Origin of the sequence: Pseudarthrobacter sp. S3 (assembly GCF_050156905.1) — a bacterium.
Taxonomy (GTDB): Bacteria; Actinomycetota; Actinomycetes; order Actinomycetales; family Micrococcaceae; genus Arthrobacter.
This window is the reverse complement of the sequence record NZ_CP189583.1, coordinates 3,923,475-3,942,588: the sequence shown is the minus strand read 5'-3', so window position 1 is coordinate 3,942,588 and position 19,114 is coordinate 3,923,475. Positions and strand designations below refer to the sequence as shown.

At 65.0% G+C, this 19,114-nt stretch carries 17 protein-coding genes, 1 tRNA gene and 1 pseudogene; 7 read left to right on the top strand and 12 right to left on the bottom strand.

The genetic code is table 11. The features are described from left to right. Window positions 1-201, top strand: a complete 201-nt coding sequence (locus ACQCSV_RS19000) for a hypothetical protein (protein WP_426938963.1) — start codon at window positions 1-3, stop codon at window positions 199-201. A gap of 31 nt (window positions 202-232) precedes the next feature. Here ACQCSV_RS19000 and ACQCSV_RS18995 read toward each other — a convergent pair. The 3 genes and pseudogenes from ACQCSV_RS18995 to ACQCSV_RS18985 form a co-directional block, all read right to left on the bottom strand. Next, window positions 233-734: pseudogene (locus tag ACQCSV_RS18995) on the bottom strand (AEC family transporter); the annotation flags it as partial. 51 nt (window positions 735-785) lie between these two features. Continuing rightward, window positions 786-1,211 (bottom strand): aspartate 1-decarboxylase, encoded by a 426-nt coding sequence (panD, locus tag ACQCSV_RS18990; RefSeq protein WP_354155170.1) that lies wholly within the window; start codon window positions 1,209-1,211, stop codon window positions 786-788. 107 nt (window positions 1,212-1,318) lie between these two features. Next, window positions 1,319-2,245 carry a LysR substrate-binding domain-containing protein gene (locus ACQCSV_RS18985; protein WP_354155169.1) on the bottom strand — a complete coding sequence of 309 codons (927 nt, stop codon included), beginning with the start codon at window positions 2,243-2,245 and terminating at the stop codon, window positions 1,319-1,321. Window positions 2,246-2,398: 153 nt separating this feature from the next. Here ACQCSV_RS18985 and ACQCSV_RS18980 point away from each other — a divergent pair, with 153 nt between their 5' ends. Both ACQCSV_RS18980 and ACQCSV_RS18975 read left to right on the top strand, forming a co-directional pair. Continuing rightward, the gene (locus tag ACQCSV_RS18980; RefSeq protein ID WP_354155168.1) at window positions 2,399-3,862 is read left to right on the top strand and encodes an amino acid permease; all 1,464 of its coding nucleotides are present in this window, start codon (window positions 2,399-2,401) and stop codon (window positions 3,860-3,862) included. A 303-nt stretch (window positions 3,863-4,165) separates the two neighbouring features. Beyond that, the gene (locus ACQCSV_RS18975; protein WP_426938962.1) at window positions 4,166-7,684 is read left to right on the top strand and encodes a bifunctional proline dehydrogenase/L-glutamate gamma-semialdehyde dehydrogenase; all 3,519 of its coding nucleotides are present in this window, start codon (window positions 4,166-4,168) and stop codon (window positions 7,682-7,684) included. Window positions 7,685-7,836: 152 nt separating this feature from the next. Here ACQCSV_RS18975 and ACQCSV_RS18970 read toward each other — a convergent pair whose 3' ends face one another. Beyond that, window positions 7,837-8,154, bottom strand: coding sequence for a hypothetical protein (locus ACQCSV_RS18970; protein WP_354155166.1), 318 nt, complete (start codon window positions 8,152-8,154; stop codon window positions 7,837-7,839). A 157-nt stretch (window positions 8,155-8,311) separates the two neighbouring features. Then, window positions 8,312-9,166, bottom strand: a complete 855-nt coding sequence (locus ACQCSV_RS18965) for a LysR substrate-binding domain-containing protein (protein ID WP_354155165.1) — start codon at window positions 9,164-9,166, stop codon at window positions 8,312-8,314. A 161-nt stretch (window positions 9,167-9,327) separates the two neighbouring features. Here ACQCSV_RS18965 and ACQCSV_RS18960 point away from each other — a divergent pair, with 161 nt between their 5' ends. Continuing rightward, window positions 9,328-10,704, top strand: coding sequence for an MFS transporter (locus ACQCSV_RS18960; RefSeq protein WP_426938961.1), 1,377 nt, complete (start codon window positions 9,328-9,330; stop codon window positions 10,702-10,704). A gap of 94 nt (window positions 10,705-10,798) precedes the next feature. Here the strand turns inward: ACQCSV_RS18960 and ACQCSV_RS18955 are convergent, their stop codons facing one another. Continuing rightward, window positions 10,799-11,953, bottom strand: coding sequence for a N(5)-(carboxyethyl)ornithine synthase (locus ACQCSV_RS18955; protein WP_354155163.1), 1,155 nt, complete (start codon window positions 11,951-11,953; stop codon window positions 10,799-10,801). Beyond that, window positions 11,950-12,087, bottom strand: coding sequence for a hypothetical protein (locus ACQCSV_RS18950; protein WP_185261864.1), 138 nt, complete (start codon window positions 12,085-12,087; stop codon window positions 11,950-11,952). The genes ACQCSV_RS18955 and ACQCSV_RS18950 overlap by 4 nt, the downstream gene beginning before the upstream one ends. 140 nt (window positions 12,088-12,227) lie before the next feature. On the opposite strand from ACQCSV_RS18950, the gene ACQCSV_RS18945 reads away from it, so the two are divergent. Next, window positions 12,228-12,665 (top strand): hypothetical protein, encoded by a 438-nt coding sequence (locus tag ACQCSV_RS18945; protein ID WP_426938960.1) that lies wholly within the window; start codon window positions 12,228-12,230, stop codon window positions 12,663-12,665. A gap of 40 nt (window positions 12,666-12,705) precedes the next feature. Here the strand turns inward: ACQCSV_RS18945 and ACQCSV_RS18940 are convergent. Beyond that, window positions 12,706-12,779: transfer RNA gene (locus tag ACQCSV_RS18940), tRNA-Gly, on the bottom strand. Window positions 12,780-13,028: 249 nt separating this feature from the next. Between ACQCSV_RS18940 and ACQCSV_RS18935 the strand changes: the two genes are divergently transcribed. Then, window positions 13,029-13,472: an SRPBCC family protein gene (locus tag ACQCSV_RS18935; RefSeq protein ID WP_354155161.1), complete on the top strand. Its 444-nt coding sequence runs from the start codon at window positions 13,029-13,031 to the stop codon at window positions 13,470-13,472. Window positions 13,473-13,475: 3 nt separating this feature from the next. Here ACQCSV_RS18935 and ACQCSV_RS18930 read toward each other — a convergent pair whose 3' ends face one another. Beyond that, window positions 13,476-15,200, bottom strand: coding sequence for a CAP domain-containing protein (locus ACQCSV_RS18930; protein WP_426938959.1), 1,725 nt, complete (start codon window positions 15,198-15,200; stop codon window positions 13,476-13,478). A 137-nt stretch (window positions 15,201-15,337) separates the two neighbouring features. On the opposite strand from ACQCSV_RS18930, the gene dcd reads away from it, so the two are divergent. Continuing rightward, on the top strand, window positions 15,338-15,913 hold the full coding sequence (gene dcd, locus ACQCSV_RS18925) for a dCTP deaminase (protein WP_185261861.1): 576 nt from the start codon (window positions 15,338-15,340) through the stop codon (window positions 15,911-15,913). A 48-nt stretch (window positions 15,914-15,961) separates the two neighbouring features. Here dcd and ACQCSV_RS18920 read toward each other — a convergent pair whose 3' ends face one another. The 3 genes from ACQCSV_RS18920 to ACQCSV_RS18910 all read right to left on the bottom strand — a co-directional run bounded on the left by ACQCSV_RS18920 (window position 15,962) and on the right by ACQCSV_RS18910 (window position 19,096). Beyond that, on the bottom strand, window positions 15,962-17,143 hold the full coding sequence (locus ACQCSV_RS18920; protein ID WP_426938958.1) for a cation:proton antiporter: 1,182 nt from the start codon (window positions 17,141-17,143) through the stop codon (window positions 15,962-15,964). Between the two features lie 5 nt (window positions 17,144-17,148). Beyond that, window positions 17,149-17,631 (bottom strand): TrkA C-terminal domain-containing protein, encoded by a 483-nt coding sequence (locus ACQCSV_RS18915; RefSeq protein WP_354155158.1) that lies wholly within the window; start codon window positions 17,629-17,631, stop codon window positions 17,149-17,151. 61 nt (window positions 17,632-17,692) lie between these two features. Continuing rightward, complete coding sequence (locus ACQCSV_RS18910; RefSeq protein ID WP_354155157.1) at window positions 17,693-19,096, bottom strand: MFS transporter; 1,404 nt, start codon at window positions 19,094-19,096, stop codon at window positions 17,693-17,695. Window positions 19,097-19,114 lie beyond the last annotated feature (18 nt).

Below are 19,114 nucleotides of genomic sequence, written 5' to 3'. Positions count from 1 at the left end.
TTGCGCGAACGGACAGTTGAGGCCCTGCCGGGGAGGGCCTCAACTGTCCGTTCGCGCTACGGGCCGTGGTGTCCGCGGGCCGCGGAGAAGATCTGCGGGGGCGGGCCGGGTCCCCGTGGCCAGGTCCGCGAGGATCCGGCCCACCACGGCCGCGAACAACGCCTGGCCTTCGACACCCAAGGCGAAGCGGGCAAAACGTAGGCAATGGCCGGGTGGACCACAAGTTTGAAGGCATCGGGTTCCGCAGGATCATCAGGATGAATCCCCAGGGCGTGGTGCGGTGCGAGCTGGTGCTGGCGTCCAGGATCATCAGGAAAACCGGCGTGAAGAAGGCCAGCTGGAAGATCAGCAGCGGCGCCACGTAGCTGGCGTCGCCCAGGACGTAGACGGCGATGGGGATGCCAAGGTTCGCGGAGTTGGCCAGGGAGGCGGCCATCGAGGACATCAGCGCTTCCGGCAACGCGCGCTTCAGGACGAACTTCACGATGCTGAAGAAGACAAGGGCGGTGCAGACCGCGGACACCGCCGTGACCAGCAGCGGTTCCGCAAAGACGTCCCCCAGCTGAGCCTTGCTGAGGGTCTCGAAGAGCAGGGCCGGGCTGGCCACAAAGAAAGTCAGGCCGCTGAGGACCTGGTGGGCGTTGTCACCGAGGATCCGTTGGCGGCCCACAAACCAACCAGCCCACCATGATGATGAACCAGACAACAAAGAAGCCCTGCAGCACGCCTACCAAGAAAAGCCTCCGGAGCTGCGGCGGCGGTGCCTGCCCGGACTCACGCTCCGGCTACAGGGCGGCGTTGTTAAGGGCGAACGGCGGGCGCATCAGGCCCGGGGTGTGGCACTCAGCGGGGTCGCTACCGATCTGTGCAATCTTGTTGTCCTTATCCACATGGATGACCTTCGGGGTGTAGGCATGGGCCTCTTCCGCGTTCATCTGGGCATAGGTGATGAGGATGACAATATCGTTCTCGTGCATCAGGTGGGCTGCTGCCCCGTTGATGCCGATGACACCGGAGCCGCGCTCGCCGGCGATGGTGTAGGTCTCCAGGCGCGCACCGTTGGTCACGTCAACGATGGCCACGAGCTCACCGGGAAGGATATCGGCAGCGTCCAGCAGGTCCAGGTCAACGGTGACCGATCCTACGTAGTGCAGGTCGGCGTGTGTGACGGTGGCCCGGTGGATTTTGGACTTGAACATTGTGCGATTCATAACCCGCCCAGTCTAGCGCCGGCTCTCGGATCGCGCTGTGACGTAGTGAACATGGCATCGGAGGCTGTCCGACGGCCCGCCGGGCAAGCGACCTGGCGGGCCGGCACCTACCCGGACGCGCCGCCGTCGTCCGTCGTTGCTACTGAGATGGCGGTGGCTGCCAGCGTCTCGCGGGCGGCGAGAATGGCGGGCCGCTGCGCGCTGGAGCGGCGCACCGACGTGAACACCGTCCTGCGCGGATGCCCCGGCAGATCCAGCAGTCGGGCGGTGGTGCTCCGTCCCGTCCAGACGAGGTCCGGCATCAGCCCCACGGCATTTCCGGACTCAATCAGCCGGATCTGCGCCTGCAGGTCCGCTGTTTCGAAGCGCACATCGGGCTCGAATCCGGCACTCCGGCAGGCCTGCTCCGCCCAGTGCCGGGAGGCTGCGCCGCGGGGCTCCATCACCCAGGGCAGCGCGGCAGTATCTTCGAGCGACGTAATGGGCGGCCGGCTGGAGTCCGCCGGCGGAACGGCCAGCCGGATCGCGTCAGTGGTCAGCTTGATGCGGTCCAGTTCCGGGTACCGCGGGGCGGCGTGGCCCGGATACTGTTCGGCGATGACCAGGTCAAAGTCGCGTGCCCACGTCTCGTGAAGGGCTGTTTCGGGTTCGCGCTGGATCATTTCGATCCGGACCTCCGGATACTCCGCCGTCATCCGCGTGAGCGTGTCCGGCATCAACGCCAGGGCCGCGGACTGGAACACCGCAATACGGACCGTTCCCGTGACAGTGGTCAGCGAGGCCGCCAGGTCCGCCTCCGCCTGCTCCATGGTTTCGAGCAGCTGGGCGGTGTGGGCCACCAGGACTTCGGCCTGGGGCGTCAGCTGCACGCGGCGCCCCGTTTTCCGGAGCAGCTCGACGCCAACTTCCTTTTCCAGCAGGGCCAGCTGCTGGGAGACCGACGACGGGCTGTACTGCAGTGCCTCCGCCACCTCCGCCAGGGTGCCCCGGATCTTCAGTTCGCGGAGAAGCCGCAGGCGACGGACATCGAGCATAGCCACATTCCTTGATGAATCTAATGGATATTGGTTAGAAGTAGTCACTTTATCTAACGCAATTGCGATTGCATACTGGTGTACCTGAGTTACCCCTGTCACAGCCTCTTCCGGGGCGCCGCGATGGGGCCGCACCCCACGCAGGAGTACCTGATGAGCCCTAAAGATATGACCCAGTCGATCATGAGACGCAAGCCCATTGACGACATCGAAGAAGAGAATAAACACAGCGGATTGTTCAAGAGCCTCGGGCTCTGGCAGCTGACGGCCATCGGCGTGGGCGGGATCATCGGCGTCGGTATTTTCTCCCTGGCCGGGCTGGTGGCTGCCGGTAGCGGAGACAACCCCGGCGTCGGCCCGGCGGTGCTGTTTTCCTTCCTGATCGCCGGCCTCGCCAGCGCGGCGGCCGCGCTGTCCTACGCGGAATTCGCCGGCATGATCCCTCGGGCGGGCTCGGCCTACACCTACGGTTATGTTGCGCTGGGCGAGGTGATCGGCTGGTTCATCGGCTGGGACCTGCTGCTGGAATACATAGCGATCGTTGCCGTAGTGGCCATTGGCATCTCCGGTTACCTTGAGGCGTTCCTGTCCGGCATCGGCATCCATTTGCCTGTGTGGATGACCTCGACGGCGGATGAGGGCAAGGGCGGCATCGTCAACCTTCCCGCCATCCTGGTCTGCCTGCTGGTGACTTGGATTCTGTCCCGTGGTACTAAAGCATTCGGCCGGTTCGAACTCTTTGCAGTAGCCATCAAGGTTGTCCTGATCCTCTTTATCATCGGGCTCGGCATCTTCTACATCGATACCAACAACTACAACCCGTTTATGCCCAGCGGGTTTGGGCCGGTCCTGGCGGGATCGGCAACAGTGTTCTTTGCGGTGTTTGGCTACGACGCCATGAGTACGGCGGCCGAGGAAGCCACGGACGGCAAGAAGCACATGCCCAAGGCCATCGTCCTGTCCCTGATCATCGCCATGCTTCTGTATGTCGCAGCCACTCTCGTCCTGACCGGCATGCAGAACTACAAGGACATCGACCCCAAGGCCGGCTTCGCTTCCGCGTTCACTGGGGTGGGCCTGCCCGTTATTGCCACCATCATTTCCGTCTTCGCAGTGCTGTCCATCCTCACGGTGATGCTGACCTTCCTCCTTGGTGTCACACGCGTCTGGTTCTCCATGAGCCGCGATGGCCTCTTGCCCGGCTGGTTCGCCAAAACGGACAGGCACGGTACGCCGCAGCGCGTCACCTGGATTGCCGGCGTCTCCTCCGCACTGCTGGCCGGGGTGTTCCCCATCAAGGCTGTCGCGGACCTCACGAACATCGGCATTCTGGCCGCGTTCGTCGTCGTCTGCTTCTCAGTTATCGTGTTCCGCTATAAGAAGCCGGACGCCCCGCGCACCTTCCGCCTGCCGCTGATGCCGGTCATTCCCGCTTTCGGTGTGCTCGCCTCTGCGTTCCTCATGTTCCAGCTGCACTGGGAGACCTGGGCGCGCTTCGTCGTCTGGCTCGTCATTGGCCTGGTCATCTACTTCGGCTACGGCCGCAAGCACTCGCTGATGAACCCTAATAGTCCCCGGCACGAGGAAGCCGTGGAAATGCACCGGCCCCTCGGCTGACCCCGGCCTCCCCGCCCAACCCTCGCTCTTTCACTTTCGGGGCGCGAACGATAAACCCTCTCTCACGTCCTGTGGGGGAGGGTTCGTCCGTTTTCAGGAAGTGAGAGGGGGTTGCCCAAAATCCTTCGTTAAGCGCGAGAGGCTTGCCCAAAATGCGGCTATTTCCTGACCGTTAGGACGGCAATCCAAAGCATCGATTTTTCTAACCTGTATTGCTCAGAAAACGTCGCTTTATCTTACGTGATCGGAAGATCATACTGATGGAAAGAGCCACCTCACCAACGGAAAGAACGAGTGTTAGATATGACCAACATTTCAACGGAGCCCGGCGTCTTCACCGGGAAAACGGCCACCGAACCGGCCGTTGCAGCCACGTCCCACGTGCCCGAAGCCCAGGCCTTGGCCGGGGAAGCAATCGGGCTGGTGCGCCACTGGTTGACGGAAGCCGCCAAGGTCCCCGTGGATGCCTCCGCTGAACAGCTAGCCGGTGTGCTGAAGGATCCGAACGGCCTGGACTTCACCGTGGGCTTCGTGGACGGCGTGGTCCGCCCGGAGGACCTCCACGTGGCTGCCCGCAACCTCGCCGCATTGGCGCCCATGGTCCCGGCGTTCCTGCCCTGGTACATGCGCAGCGCCGTCCGCCTCGGCGGCACCATGGCCCCGGTCCTTCCTCAGGTAGTCATCCCGATCGCCCGCCGTGTGCTCCGCGAGATGGTGGGCCACCTGATCGTTGACGCCACCGACGCCAAGCTGGGCCCGGCCATCGCCAAGATCCGCAAGGACGGCATCAAGCTCAACGTGAACCTCCTCGGCGAGGCCGTCCTGGGCGAACACGAGGCGTCCCGCCGGCTGGCGGGAACCCACACGCTCCTTGCCCGCCCGGACGTGGACTACGTCTCCATCAAGGTCTCCTCCACCGTAGCCCCGCACTCCGCCTGGGCCTTTGATGAGGCCGTGGAGCACGTCGTTGAGAAGCTCACGCCGCTGTTCGCCAAGGCCGCCTCCTTCGCCGGACCCGGGAAGAACGCCAAGTTCATCAACCTGGACATGGAGGAATACAAGGACCTGGACATGACCATCGCGGTCTTTACCAGGATTTTGGACAAGCCCGAGTTCAAGAACCTCGAGGCCGGAATTGTGCTGCAGGCCTACCTCCCGGATGCCCTCGCCGCCATGATCCGCCTCCAGGGCTGGGCCGCAGAGCGCCGCGCCAACGGCGGCGCTGCCATCAAGGTCCGCGTGGTCAAGGGCGCCAACCTGCCGATGGAACAGGTGGAAGCCTCGCTGCACGACTGGCCGCTGGCCACCTGGCACACTAAGCAGGACTCGGACACCAACTACAAGCGCGTCATCAACTACTCGCTGCACCCGGACCGGATCAGCAACATCCGGATCGGCGTGGCCGGCCACAACCTCTTCGACATCGCGTTCGCCTGGCTGCTCGCCAAGCAGCGTGGCGTGGAATCCGGCATCGAATTCGAGATGCTGCTGGGCATGGCGCAGGGCCAGGCTGAAGCTGTCAAGAAGGACGTCGGATCGCTCCTGCTCTACACCCCCGTGGTGCACCCCGCCGAGTTCGACGTCGCCATCGCCTACCTGATCCGCCGCCTCGAAGAGGGCGCCAGCCAGGACAACTTCATGTCTGCGGTGTTCGAACTCAGCGAGAACGAATCCCTTTTCGAGCGTGAGAAGCAGCGCTTCCTCGCCTCCCTCGCCGCGCTCGACGGCGAGGTCCCGGGCCCGAACCGCCGGCAGAACCGCGCCCTCCCGGCCGCGCCGATGCCGCACGACTCGTTCGAGAATACCGCCGACACCGATCCGTCGCTGCCCGCCAACCGCGATTGGGGCCGTGCCATCCTGGGCCGAATGGCAGGCTCCATGCTGGGCAACGCCGCCGTCGAGGCCGCCACGATCAACGACGAGGCGACCCTGAACGCCGTCATCGCCACCGCCGTCGAGAAGGGCAAGGCCTGGGGTGCCCTGACCGGCGACGAGCGCGCCAGGATACTGCACCGCGCCGGCGACGTCCTCGAAGCCCGCCGCGCCGACCTCCTGGAGGTCATGGCCAGCGAAACCGGCAAAACCATCGACCAGGGCGATCCCGAGGTCAGCGAAGCTGTGGACTTTGCCCACTACTACGCCGAGTCCGCCCGGAAGCTGGAAAAGGTCGACGGCGCCACGTTCGTCCCGGCCAAGCTCACCGTGGTGACCCCGCCGTGGAACTTCCCGGTCGCCATCCCGGCAGGGTCCACCCTCGCGGCACTCGCCGCCGGCTCCGCCGTCGTGATCAAACCCGCCAAGCAGGCCCGCCGCAGCGGTGCCGTGATGGTCGAGGCACTGTGGGAAGCCGGCGTCCCGCGCGACGTGCTGACCATGGTCCAGCTCGGCGAGCGTGAGCTCGGTCAGCAGCTGATCTCGCACTCCGCCGTGGACCGCGTGATCCTCACCGGCGGCTACGAGACCGCCGAGCTGTTCCGCTCCTTCCGCAAGGACTTGCCGCTGCTGGCCGAGACGAGCGGCAAGAACGCCATCATCGTCACGCCGAGTGCGGACCTGGACCTGGCCGCGAAGGACGTCGCGTATTCCGCGTTCGGGCACGCTGGCCAGAAGTGCTCCGCCGCGTCCTTGGTGATCCTGGTGGGCACTGTTGCTAAATCGAAGCGGTTCCATAACCAGCTGGTTGATGCCGTCACCTCGCTGAAGGTGGGCTACCCGCAGGACCCCACCAGCCAGATGGGCCCCATCATCGAGCCCGCAAACGGCAAGCTGCTCAACGCCCTCACCACCCTCGGCGAGGGCGAAACCTGGGCTGTGGAACCGTGCAAGCTGGACGAAACGGGCCGTCTCTGGAGCCCGGGCGTGCGCTACGGCGTGCGCCGCGGGTCCTACTTCCACCTCACTGAATTCTTCGGACCGGTCCTGGGCGTCATGACCGCTGACACGCTGGAGGAGGCCATCGAGATCCAGAACCAGGTGGAGTACGGCCTCACCGCCGGCTTGCACGCGCTGGACCCGGACGAGCTCGGCACCTGGCTGGACTCTATCCAGGCCGGAAACCTCTATGTGAACCGCGGCATCACCGGCGCCATCGTGCAGCGCCAGCCGTTCGGCGGCTGGAAGAAATCCGCCGTCGGGGCCGGGACCAAAGCCGGTGGGCCGAACTACCTTGCCGGCCTCGGTGACTGGACCAGCACAGCCAGCACTGCTGACGCCCCGATCACCAACGCCGGCGTCGGCCGTATCCTGAACGCCGCCGCAGGCGCCCTGCAGCCGGGCGAACTCGGGACGCTGCAACGTTCCCTGGCCTCCGACGCACAGGCCTGGGCCGATGAGTTCGGCAACGCCAAGGACGTTTCCGGGATCAATGCGGAGCGGAACATCTTCCGCTATCGGGCGCTGCCGGTCACCGTGCGGCTCTCCGAGGGTGCCCCGCTGGCCCACCTGGCGCGGACCGTGGCGGCCGGCGTACTGGCCGGTTCGGCCCTCACGGTTTCCGCCGCCGTCGAACTTCCCGCCCAGTTGCGTGCCGTATTCACCGGGCTGGACATCAACGTCACCGTAGAGTCCGACGCCGGCTGGCTGGCTTCGGCGGCACGCCTTGCCGCTGCGGGCAAACTGTCAGGGGCGCGGATCCGCCTGATCCGCGGTGACGCCACCGCCCTCGCCGAGGCCACGGACGGGCGTCCGGACCTGGCGATCTACGCCCACGCGGTCACCGAGGCCGGACGGGTGGAGCTGTTGCCGTTCTTGCACGAGCAGGCCATCAGCATCACGGCCCACCGGTTCGGCACCCCGAACCACCTCTCGGCGTCGCTGATCTAGGGCTGGTCCAGGCCGGATCCCGGGCGGACTAAGACCCGACAAACACGAAAAGGCCCGGTGGCCGCTTTTGGGCGGTTGCCGGGCCTTCGCTGGTGAAGGGTTGAGTGATGATCAGGTGGCTGCGCCGGGGCGAGCCTGGAGACCGTTGGTAATTAGCCCAGATACCAGCCTGGGGGAGTCCACGATGCAGGAACATTGTGGGCGGAGAAATTTTCGCAACGGGTGCAGGTGTAGGCGACTTCGCCCAGTGTCCTGACCGCCCCGTCACGCCGGTACACCGGCGGAATGTAGGACTCGAGGTAAATGAACTCATCCGTGCCGCACTTGTCGCATGTAGGCTTGCCGATGTACTCGGCGGCCCGGGAAATGCCGGTGTTGTGGCTGGAATGATGGGTGACCAGCGGCCGTGCAGTGCTGTGCCGCTGGGGGGTATATACCGTATGTAAATGGGTATTCTCGGCTGTCGTCATTGGCTGCCTATCCCGAGTGCGTCCGCATCATGGGCTACAGGGCGCACTCGTAGTGTTGAACCGGCCACTGCTTGACCCCATGGATAATCCAGCATAGAGGAGGCGGACTTTTACTTCAATGGTTCGTTTCCAGCCCTGAATCCTGCGGCCAATTCGGTCAGACCGACTTTTTGAGCGTCCGTCCGAGGATGGCCTGCGTCAGCGCATCAATCACCTCGGCGTTGGCCAGCGGGTTGCGGATGAGGGTGAAATCGACGTCGCCCACCGGTGGCAGGTCGAACCGGCGGGTGATGATTTTCAGGTCTTCGGGAACCAGCGACGTCGGCATCACGGCAACGCCGATGCCTGCCCGGAGTGCCGCCAGGACGCCGCTGATCTGCCGGGTGGTGCACGTGATCCGCCAGGTCCGGCCGCTTGATTCCAGCGCATCGATGGCCAGTTTCCGGCTAAGGCTGGGGGAGGGGTAGGCGATCAGGGGTACGGGATCCCCGGGCTCCAGGGACGTCTGGTCCAGTCCCACCCAGGAAAAGGTGTCGTGCTGGACCACTGTGCCGTCCTTGACGCCGGCCACCCACTTCACAAACACCAGGTCCAGCTGGCCCGCGTTGAGTTTCTTGTACAGCTGGTCGCTCTGGCCAACGGTGAGCTCCAGGTTGATCTGTGGATAGACCTGCCGGAACTCACGAAGGATCCGGGGGAGGCCGGTGATGGCCAGGTCATCTGCCGTGCCGAAACGCAGCCTACCCCGCATGGCCGAGCCGGAGAAGTACCGGGTGGCGGCATCGTGGGCCGCAAGGATGGTGCGTGCGAAGCCGGCCATCGCGTCCCCGTTGTCCGTGAGCCGGACATCGCGCGTGTCCCTGCTGACGAGGATGCGTTTGGCGGCCGTCTCCAGCTTGCGGACGTGCTGGCTGACTGTGGGCTGTGCCAGGCCCAGGCGTTCCGCTGCCTTGGTGAAACTGAGCGTCTCGGCCACAGCAAGGAAGGAGCGGAGCTGGGCGGGTTCGAACACGATGGACTCCTTGGCTGCCGGGCCGGCTGTTCACCCACGTCAGAGTGGGAGACATTACGTTTTCTAATGGTAGTTATAGACGCGATAGGGCTACATAATCACCTGGGACCAGCCTAGCGTGGGAAGCATCCCAGTCCGCCCGCTTCCCTGAGGACATCCCTGTGGCACCCCCACCGCCAACGTCGGCAACCGTCAGCCAGCCCGTCATCGACTCCGCCTCCGCCGCTTCCATCCAAACCCAACCCATCGCCGTCGTCAGTGAACACCTTCCCTGGCGGCACACGTTTATCTCCCTGCGGGTCCCCAATTTCCGCATCTTCGCGATCGGGCACTTTGTCGCGGTCATCGCCCTCTGGATGCAGCGGATCGCCCAGGACTGGCTGGTGCTGGAACTGTCCGGTTCCGTCACCGCCGTGGGCATCACGGTGGCTCTGCAGTTCATGCCGTCGCTGCTTCTGGGTCCCTGGGGCGGCATGATGGCGGACCGGTTCGCCAAGCGCAGGATCCTCATCCTTTGCCAGAGCTTGGCCGCGGTGCTCGCGGCGGCACTCGCGGTGCTTGCCCTCACCGGCGTCATCGAAGTGTGGCACGTCTACGTCATCGCGCTGCTGCTGGGCCTGGTCACGGTACTGGATCAGCCCGCCCGCCAAGTGTTCGTCAACGAGCTGGTAGGTCCCAGGTACCTGCGAAACGCCATCAGCGTCAACTCCACCACGTTCCAACTGGGCGGCCTGATCGGCCCGGCGCTGGCTGGACTGCTGCTCACTGCCGTCGGCGCAGGCTGGGCCTTCGCCGCGAATGCGCTGGCGTGCTGCTCCACGGTCACCATGCTGCTGCTCCTGCGCAAGGACCAGCTGTTCCTCAGCGCTCCCGCCCCCAAGAAAAAGGGCATGCTGCGTGAGGGGCTGCAGTACGCGCTCAGCAAACCCAGCATCTACTGGCCGTGGCTGATGGCCGGCTTCATCTCCGTCTTCGCCATGAGCCTGCCCGTCCTGCTCGCCGCCTTCGCGGACCACGTGTACGACGTCGGTGCCGGCGGCTATGGCCTGCTGAACGCACTGGTGGCACTCGGAGCGTTGGCCGGTGCTGTCGCGTCCACCCGGCGCCGCCAGCTGCGGCTCCGCTCCGTGGTGTTCTGCGCCGGAATGTACGGCCTGATGCTGTGCCTGGCCGCGCTGGCGCCGTCCATGGCGTGGTTCAGCGTGGTGATGGTCCTGTCCGGATTCTGGTGCCTGATGTTCCTGACCGGTTCAAACCAGCTGGTCCAGATCAGCTCCAACATGGGCATCCGGGGCCGGGTCATGAGCCTGTACATCATGGTGCTGATCGGCGGCCAGGCCATCGGCGGGCCCATGCTCGGCTGGATCGCGGAGCACGTGGACCCGCACGTGGCACTCATGGTCTCCGGCGGGGTGCCGGCGCTCGCCGCGGCGACTGTCGGCGTCGTTCTGGCCCGAAAGGGCGCGCTGGCACTCAGGGTGGACCTTAAGGACCGCCGCCACCCGCTGCGGATCATCAGCCGTGAGGCTGCCGCGTAAGAATCCTGCGTAAGAAGCCAGGCGTAGAAGGCCTGAATTTAAAGGGCCGAGCCTCAGGGGCCGCGGTGTAGGCGCAGCGGCCCCTTAGCGCCGCCTAGGCGGGCAGGTGCGGGTACTCGGCTTCGCGCCGCTGGAACTCCAGTACGTCCTTGTTGAGGACCACGCCCTCGCGGATTTCGATGGCGCGGGAAATGGTTTCGTCCCCGTCCCACTCGGCGGGGCCGCCGATGACCGTCTCAAGGAACGGCAGCAGGGCCTGGCTGATCTCCCAACTGGAGGAATTCCAGAGGTAGGACGGGCTGTGGTCCACCGCGTAGTAGTTGATGTGGTCGCCGATGGTGAACATCGGTTCGGCGAACGTGGTGGAGCGGGCCCAGCTGAAGCCCATGCCCTCGTCGCAGGACACATCGACCACAAGGCTGCCCGGGCTGAACGCCGAGAGATCCTCAGTCCGCAGGTACGTCAGCGGATTGTTCGGGTCCTGCAGCGTGCAGTTGACCACGATGTCGCTTTCGGCCAGGAACGGCGCCAGCGGAACCCGGCCCCGCTCCGTGATGACCTGGCTGAGGAAGGGGGCCTTGTCGTCGTGATCAAACTGGACGATGTTGACCGAGTGGATCGGGGCGCCGACCGCGGCGACTCCCCGGTTGGTGAGCACCTGGACATCGTGGATGCCGTGCGCGTTCAGCGCGGTCACGGCGCCGCGGGCGGTGGCACCGAAGCCAATCACCACGGCACTGAGCCGGCGGCCGTAGTCCCCGGTGGATCCGGTGAGCGAGAGCGCGTGAAGTACGGAGCAGTACCCGGCCAGCTCGTTGTTCTTGTGGAACACGTGAAGCCCAAAACCGCCGTCACTCGCCCAGTGGTTCATCGCTTCGAAGGCAATCAGCGTGAGCTTCTTGTCGATGGCCAGTTGCGTGATGGCACGGTCCTGGACACAGTGCGGCCAGCCCCAGAGGATCTGGCCGTCCCGCAGTTCCGCGAGATCCTCCGGCTGCGGCTTGGGCAGGAGGACGACGTCGGCCTCCGCCAGCAGCGATTCCTTGGTGGCCATTTTGCCCACCAAGGTTCCGAGGTGGTCATCCGAGACGCCGAAGCGCTCGCCGTAGCCCTGCTCCAGGATGATGCGCTGGCGTAGTTCCGGCGCGATCCGCTCGAAATGCAGGGGGTGGATGGGGAGGCGGCGTTCGTCCGGTTTCCGCGTGGAGGCCAGGACGCCCAGGGTCAGGTGGCTCTGTTTGCCACTCACTTCTTTTTTGCGGCCTTGGACGTAACGTCCAGGGAGGTGGCCGGGGCTCCGGCGGCCCGCTTGTCGGCACGCTTTTCCTTGATGGACTTGCCGGCTTTTTTGGATGCTGCTTGACGCGGGGACTTGTCAGCCATGATTGCTCCTGTAGCGGAACCGAAGAGGTTCCTGACTTCTGACGATACACCGCAGGGCCTAACGGCCACCGGAGGATGACCGGACAAAAGTTCGAACCGACCCGCCGGCGCGCCAAGCATTGTGCCCGAGGGTTCCCGGTGTGAAAATAGCGCTCTGGGCACTGTGCCGGGCAGGCCTGCGGAAGTACGGGTACAGCATCATGGGAACCATCACGATTGAGAGTACGGTCCTTGTCGCCTGTGGCCGGCCGGAGGTCTACGCGTTCTGCGTGGACGTCCAGGCCCGCTCGGCAGTTACCGGCCAGGAGGGCGTGGTGCTCCATGTCGACAACCTGGTGGCGGACCGTTCCTGGACCGAAACGCACCAAACCCGTACGGAAACCATCACCTGTTCGTGCGTGGTGTATCCCGTGGCGGACAGCACCCGGCTGACCGTGACTGCGCAGTACGTTCCCAAAGGAATCGGGCACATGTTTTCCGGGGTCAAGGAGGGCGCCTATCGGAAACAGGAGGCGGCCAGGCTTGCGACGCTGAAGAAGGCCGTGGAACGGGACATCAGGAAGGCCCGGAGCAGCTAGAACTCGCTGCGGCGCGGCGAAAACCATGATTCGAAGATTGTGGAGCGGCTGACGGGAATCGGACCCGCGTATCAAGCTTGGGAAGCTAGCGCTCTACCATTGAGCTACAGCCGCATCGCCCCGTTTTGAGCGGGGCAGAACTTAGCTTAGCGCAGATGCGATCCAGCGTCCGCAACCGTGGCCGCGCACCGCGTGCGTGTCCGCCGGGATGGGCGCTACCCGCCGCGTCATCCAGTAACTCTTCAATAACGGCGCCATCGGTGGCTAGGTCCGGGACGGGCCGAGTGGCTACTCTGAACCCGTTAGCTGCGGTGTCATGGGGGTGGTGCGGGCTACCACCGACCGCGCTAACTAAGGACTCCCATGGCATTTGCAGAGCACGAGGTGCTTATCCGGTGCGACGCAATGAGTGTGTACACGTTCCTGGTGGACGGCATGAACCTTCCGCAATGGCGCAGGGGCATCCGCAGCATCAGCTTGGTGTCCGGTGCCGCCGGGACCAAGGGAGCCGTCTACCGCCAGGCCACCACGGGCCGGTCAGGCCGGACCGTCTCCGCCGACTTTGAAATAACGCAGGCCAGGCCTGGCGCCGAGATCCAGTTCCGGGTGATCTCCGGACCGTCGCAGCACTCCGGCGGCTACTACCTCAGCACCGAACCGGCCGGCACAAGGGTCAGATTCGCCCTCGAATACCAGCCCAAGAGCCTCCTGGGCCTGATGAACACCCGCATCCAGCGCGCCATCAAGGCCGAAGTGTCCCAGCTCGCGCGGCTCAAGGATGTCCTGGAAGTGCGGTCGGCGGCCTAAGGGCTACTGCGCCAGCCGCTGGCCTGCCCAGCTTCCGGTGATGTTCGACGGCGACGCCAGCGTTCCGGTGCTCAGGTTCCAGTACTGCACCACGTCATTGGCCCGGCGCAGTGCCACCCCCGTGGAGTTCAGGGCTGTCACGTCACGCAGCGGACGGATTCCCGTGACATCGGTCCAGCCGGTGATGACGGTAAGGCGGGCTTCGGCGCGTGGCACCGGAGTGCCAGCTCCGCGGTAAAGCAGCACACCGCCGTCTGACTTTATGGCCAGGAGATCCTGGAAACCGTCGGCGTCATAATCCACCATGGCGAGCTTCCTGGCCGATACGCCGGTGGCAATCTGGGTGCGCGTGGACATGTCGGCCAGGCCCACGTTCGGATAGAGGAACACGGTGCCGGCGGTATCCAGGGCCACCAGCTGGGGAAGCCGGTTGTTGGCACACCAGCCGCCCACGGCCAGCGTCATGGTTTCCCAGCCGCCTGAGCCCAGCGTGAACGAGGATTGGAACCCCCCGGTGGCGATCCCCCGGTGCAGCGTCAGCCGGCCGTCGTTCCACTGGGTCAGGAGGTCATAGGCGCCGTCGCGGTCCCAGTCCGTGGTGAACACCTCCTTGGCCGTTCCGAATCCGGAACCGATGACCTTGGCAGCACCAAAGGTCCCGTTCCCTGTGGAGGGGCGGTTGATGAGCTGGCCTGAGGCGTTGATGGTCACCAGATCAGCTGCACTGTTCATGGCGGCGCTGGTCAGGTCCAGGGTGGGCGGCATGTGTTTGACGGCGGGATCGCACAGGGTTGGCGCTGGGGCGGGGAACGCGCCCCCGCCGGCGGAGCTGCCTCCGGGGGAGGTGACTGTGCCGGCGGGGAGGGTGGTGTAGCCGAAGAAGTTCACCACGCCCCAGATGGTGTACTGGCTGTTCGTGTAGGAGATCCCAGCGCCCATGACGTTGAACCGCGGATCGAGCAGCATGGCGTTGTGGCCTGGCGAGTTTTTCCACCACTCCACTAGCTGTGCCGCGTTGCGGTCCGTGCGGATGGCAATGACCTCACCCGCGCCGTTGTTGGGGTTCAGGGCGCGGGGGTCGGTCCAGAAGCTGGCGCGGTGTTCAATGACTTCGCGGGATGCGATGCTGTCGGACCACTCCTGCGACATGCCGGCGACCGTGGGGTGGTACTTGACCGGGGCCAGGCTATTGGCCACCCGGTACTTATTGATTTCGTTGAAAACCGTGAGGATGGCGCCCGTGTTGCTGTCCGGCACCAAGGCCTCGGTGCCAAGCGATCCGGGAGTGAGGGACTCGGTTGCGGGGACCGGGGGGGCCAGAGCCTGCAGCGTGGAAGTCCCGGTTGTGTTGTTGGCAAGTTCAGAGTCGGGGGCCCAAAGCGGTGGGATGGAAGGCGGCTCGGGCGCGATTGCTTCGGTGGTGGTGGTCACGGGTGCAGCCGCTGCCGCAGCGGTCGCCGTTGCGGCGAGTTCTCCGGCGGGCGAGGCCGGTGTGATCACCGGTTCCACGGCTGGGGCGAGTAGGGAACCGGTGCCGGTTCCAACGTCGGGTGCGCCGCCGTCGTCCGCTGTTCCCGCCGGGCCCAACTTGACCGTGCGCGGCCCCAGGGCACCCACCTGGACCGACGGACCATCCACTGGTGGGCCGGAATACATGCCGGCGGCCGGGGACACCAGCGCGAGCGCACATAGCATCGCCACAACGGCGGGCGCCGCAAATTTATTCAAAACCAACCCCAGATCAGTTCAGTTGTACCAACCGGGAGACCATCCGGCGGTGTCATTCTGAGGCAACATTAGCCCCAGTAGGCAACAGCAACAACGAAAAAGTGTGCGCTGTGGACAACACATAGTAATTTGGGACGGTGCTGATCTCTGACCGCGACATTCGTGCCGAACTAAACTCCCAACGGATCGTCCTCGAACCGTACGATCCCGAGATGGTCCAGCCGTCGTCCGTGGACGTCCGGATCGACCGGTTTTTCCGACTCTTCGACAACCACAAGTACGCGCATATCGATCCAGCGGAAGAGCAGCCTGAGCTGACCCGGCTGGTGGAAGTGGAGAGCGGAGAGCCGTTCATCCTGCACCCCGGCGAGTTTGTGCTGGGCTCCACCTACGAGACTGTCACGCTGCCTGACGATATTGCTGCGCGGCTGGAAGGCAAATCCTCGCTGGGCCGCCTGGGCCTGCTGACCCACTCCACCGCAGGGTTTATTGATCCGGGATTTTCCGGCCACGTCACGCTGGAGCTCTCCAACATGGCCACGCTGCCCATCAAGCTCTGGCCCGGCATGAAGATCGGCCAGCTGTGTTTCTTCCGGCTGACCTCTGCAGCTGAGTTCCCATACGGCTCGGGCGAATACGGCAACCGCTACCAGGGCCAGCGCGGGCCAACAGCCAGCCGAAGCCACCTGAACTTCCACCGCACCGAGGTCTGAGCCGCTTCAGCGAGGGGTGAGGCGCCGGGTGCGTGGTTGGGCCGGGGCCTACGCCTTTGCGGGCAACCGGACCGATCCACCGAAAGCCTTGAGCGCCGGTTCCACATAGCGCGCTGCCAGTGGCCCGAGGATGGCCATGATCAGCACGTAGGCGGTTGCCAGGGCGGCGAGCTCGTCCGGGACCACGCCTGACGCCACGGCCAGCCCGGCGATCACGATGGAGAACTCGCCGCGCGCAATCAGGGCGGCGCCGGCACGGAAGCGCCCCGGGCGGGCAATGCCGGCCCGCTTGGCGGCCCAGATGCCTGTGAGCATCTTGGTGGTGGCTGTGATGACCGCCAGGATCAGGGCCCACCCGAACACCGGCGGGATGGTGGTCGGGTCGGTGTTGAGCCCGAAGGCCACAAAGAAGATGGCTGCAAAGAGATCCCGCAGCGGTTCCAGGATCCGGGTGGCGCTGTGGGCGGTGGCCCCCGAAATGGCGATGCCCAACATAAACGCGCCCACTGCGGCCGAAACCTGCAGGGCGGATGCTACGCCAGCCACCAGCAGTGCAGCGCCGAGGAGATTAAGCAGGAAGACTTCGGAATTTTCGCTGTGCACGGCCTGGGATACCCGGTGGCCGTGGCGGAGAGCCACCATCAACACCACGGTGACCACTGCCAGGGAGATTCCCACGGTAGTGAGCCCGCCCAGGAAGCCGACGCCGGCAAGGGTTGCGGTCAGGATCGGCAGGTACACGGCCATGGCCAGGTCCTCAAACACCAGGATGGACAGCACCACGGGGGTCTCGCGGTTACCGATCCGGCCCAGGTCCGTGATGACCTTGGCCGCGATCCCGGAGGACGATATATACGTGACACCGCCCATGACCATCGCGCCCACCAGGCCCCAGCCAAGCAGCAGCGCCAGCCCCGCGCCCGGGATGAAATTCAGCACCAGGTCAAGAACACCGGCCTGCCAGGACCTACGCAGACCGGTGAAGAGCTCGGCAGCCGTATATTCCAAACCGAGCATAAGCAGCAGCAGGATCACGCCGATTTCGCCGGAGAGATGTGCGAATTCCTGCATGCCTTCGAGCTTGACCGCGCCGCCTGCGCCGAAGGCGAGTCCGCCAACGAGGTAGAGCGGGATGGGCGACATTCCGATCCGTCCGGCCAGCCTGGCCAGGAGGCCAAGGCAGAACACAACGGCCCCCAGTTCAATGAGGGTCAGGGCCATCGGGTCCATGGCGCTCAGCCGTTGCGCAGGATGTCGGCCGCCGAATCGAGGCCTTCTTGCGTTCCCACTGCGACCAGGAGGTCACCGGAGTGAAGGACGACGTCGGGTCCCGGCGACGGGAGCACCTCTCCTTCACGCATGATCGCCACGATCGAGACTCCGCAGCGGGTGCGGATGCAGGCCTTTCCCATGGGCTGGTTCTGGAACGGCGATTCCGGAGCGATGGAGAACTGCCGGGTCACGATGCCCGGAATCTCCTTGTGCTCTTCAGTCAGTTTCATAGCCAGGTGCTGCCCGCCCAGGAGGTTACCCAGGGCGGCGGCCTCATCCCCGGTCAGGGGAATCGACGCCTGGCAGGTGTCGGGATCATCCCAGGTGGAAACGATGAGTTCCATCGTGCCCTCCCGCAGCTCCACCACGCCGATTCGGCGGCCGGAAGCGGTCATGAAGTCCTTCCGACGGCCCAGGCCGGGGAGGTCAGTCTCGTCCACGTTCATACAACCCAGCCTAGTCTCCACAAACGGTTTTCGGTTGGGTGTGCGCAGGGCGGCGGGGGTGCTAGGACACGGGAACGACGGCGATGGCGGTCTTGTCCGGCGACTTCACCGGGAGCAGAACCAGCAGGCCGGCGAGCAGCACCACCGTGATGCCGAGGATGCCCCAGCGCTGGGCCTCGCCGGGCGCTACCAACGGAGTGGCCAGCACGATGCACAGGGTGAACAGCGCCGGAGCCAGGAAGCTGACGGCGCGGCCGGTGGTGGCGTAGAGGCCGAACAGCTCGCCGGACTCGCCGTGGGGTGCCAGCCGGGCCAGGTACGCCCGCGACGAGGACTGGGCGGGCCCCACAAACAGGCACAGGAACAGTCCGAAGACCCAGAACGTAGTGCTGCCTGCCCACGCCGCGCCAAAGAAGATGTAGTCCCCGTTACCGAGGACCAGGATCATGGTCCCTGCGATCAGCAGCCCCACGAGGGAACCCACAATGACGGCCTTGGGCCCCGCCCGGTCGTCCAGGAACCCGCCGATGACCGCCCCCACGGCCGCCACCACGTTCCCGAAGATGGCGAAGAAGATGACTTCGGATAATTCGAAGCCGAACGTGCCGGCCGCGATGATGCCGCCGAACGTGAACACGGCCGCGAGGCCGTCGCGGAAGACGGCGCTGGCCAGGAGGAAATAGATGGTGTGCGGACTGGTGGCATAGATTGCCTTGATCCGCCGGAACAGCAGGCGGTAGGAGGCCAGGAGTCCCAGGGGTTGGGCCCGCTCCGGCCGCGGGAGTTCAGGGACAGCGAACAGCACCGGCAGGGCGAAGATGAAGAACCACAGGGCGGAGAACACAGCTACCAGCCGGATGTTCAGGCTGTCCTCGGTGGAGGCGCCGAACCAGTCGAAGCTCGGCTGCACAAAGAGCTGCAGCACAATCAGCAATGCCACAATGCCGCCCAGGTAGCCCATGCCCCAGCCGAATCCGCTGACCTTGCCGATGTTTTTCGGAGTGGAGATCTGGGCCAACATGGCGTTGTAGTTGACGCCGGCGAACTCAAAAAACACATTCCCCAGCGCGATGAGGGAAACGCCCAGCAGAAGGAACTCCGGCCGAGGGAAGACAAAGAAGCACAGGCCCGTCAGGATGGCCACGGCGGCCGTGTTGACCCCAAGCCACAGCTTCCGGCGGCCTCCGTTGTCCGAGCGCTGCCCGGTCACCGGAGCAAGCAGCGCGATGGCGATCCCCGCAATGGCCAGTGCACTGCCAAGAACGGCAGAAGCCTGGTCTTCGCCACCGAAGGCGTTGGAGGTGAGGTAGACGGTGAAGACGAAGGTGGTCATGACTGCGTTGAAGGCCGCCGAACCCCAGTCCCAGGCGGCCCAGGCGAGCACCCGGCCCTTGCTGGTGGCGTGGGTTTCGGACGCGAGTTCCGTTGACGGCTGCATGGCCTCAGGAGCGCTGGCGGTGTTCATAGCCTGAATCGTATCCGC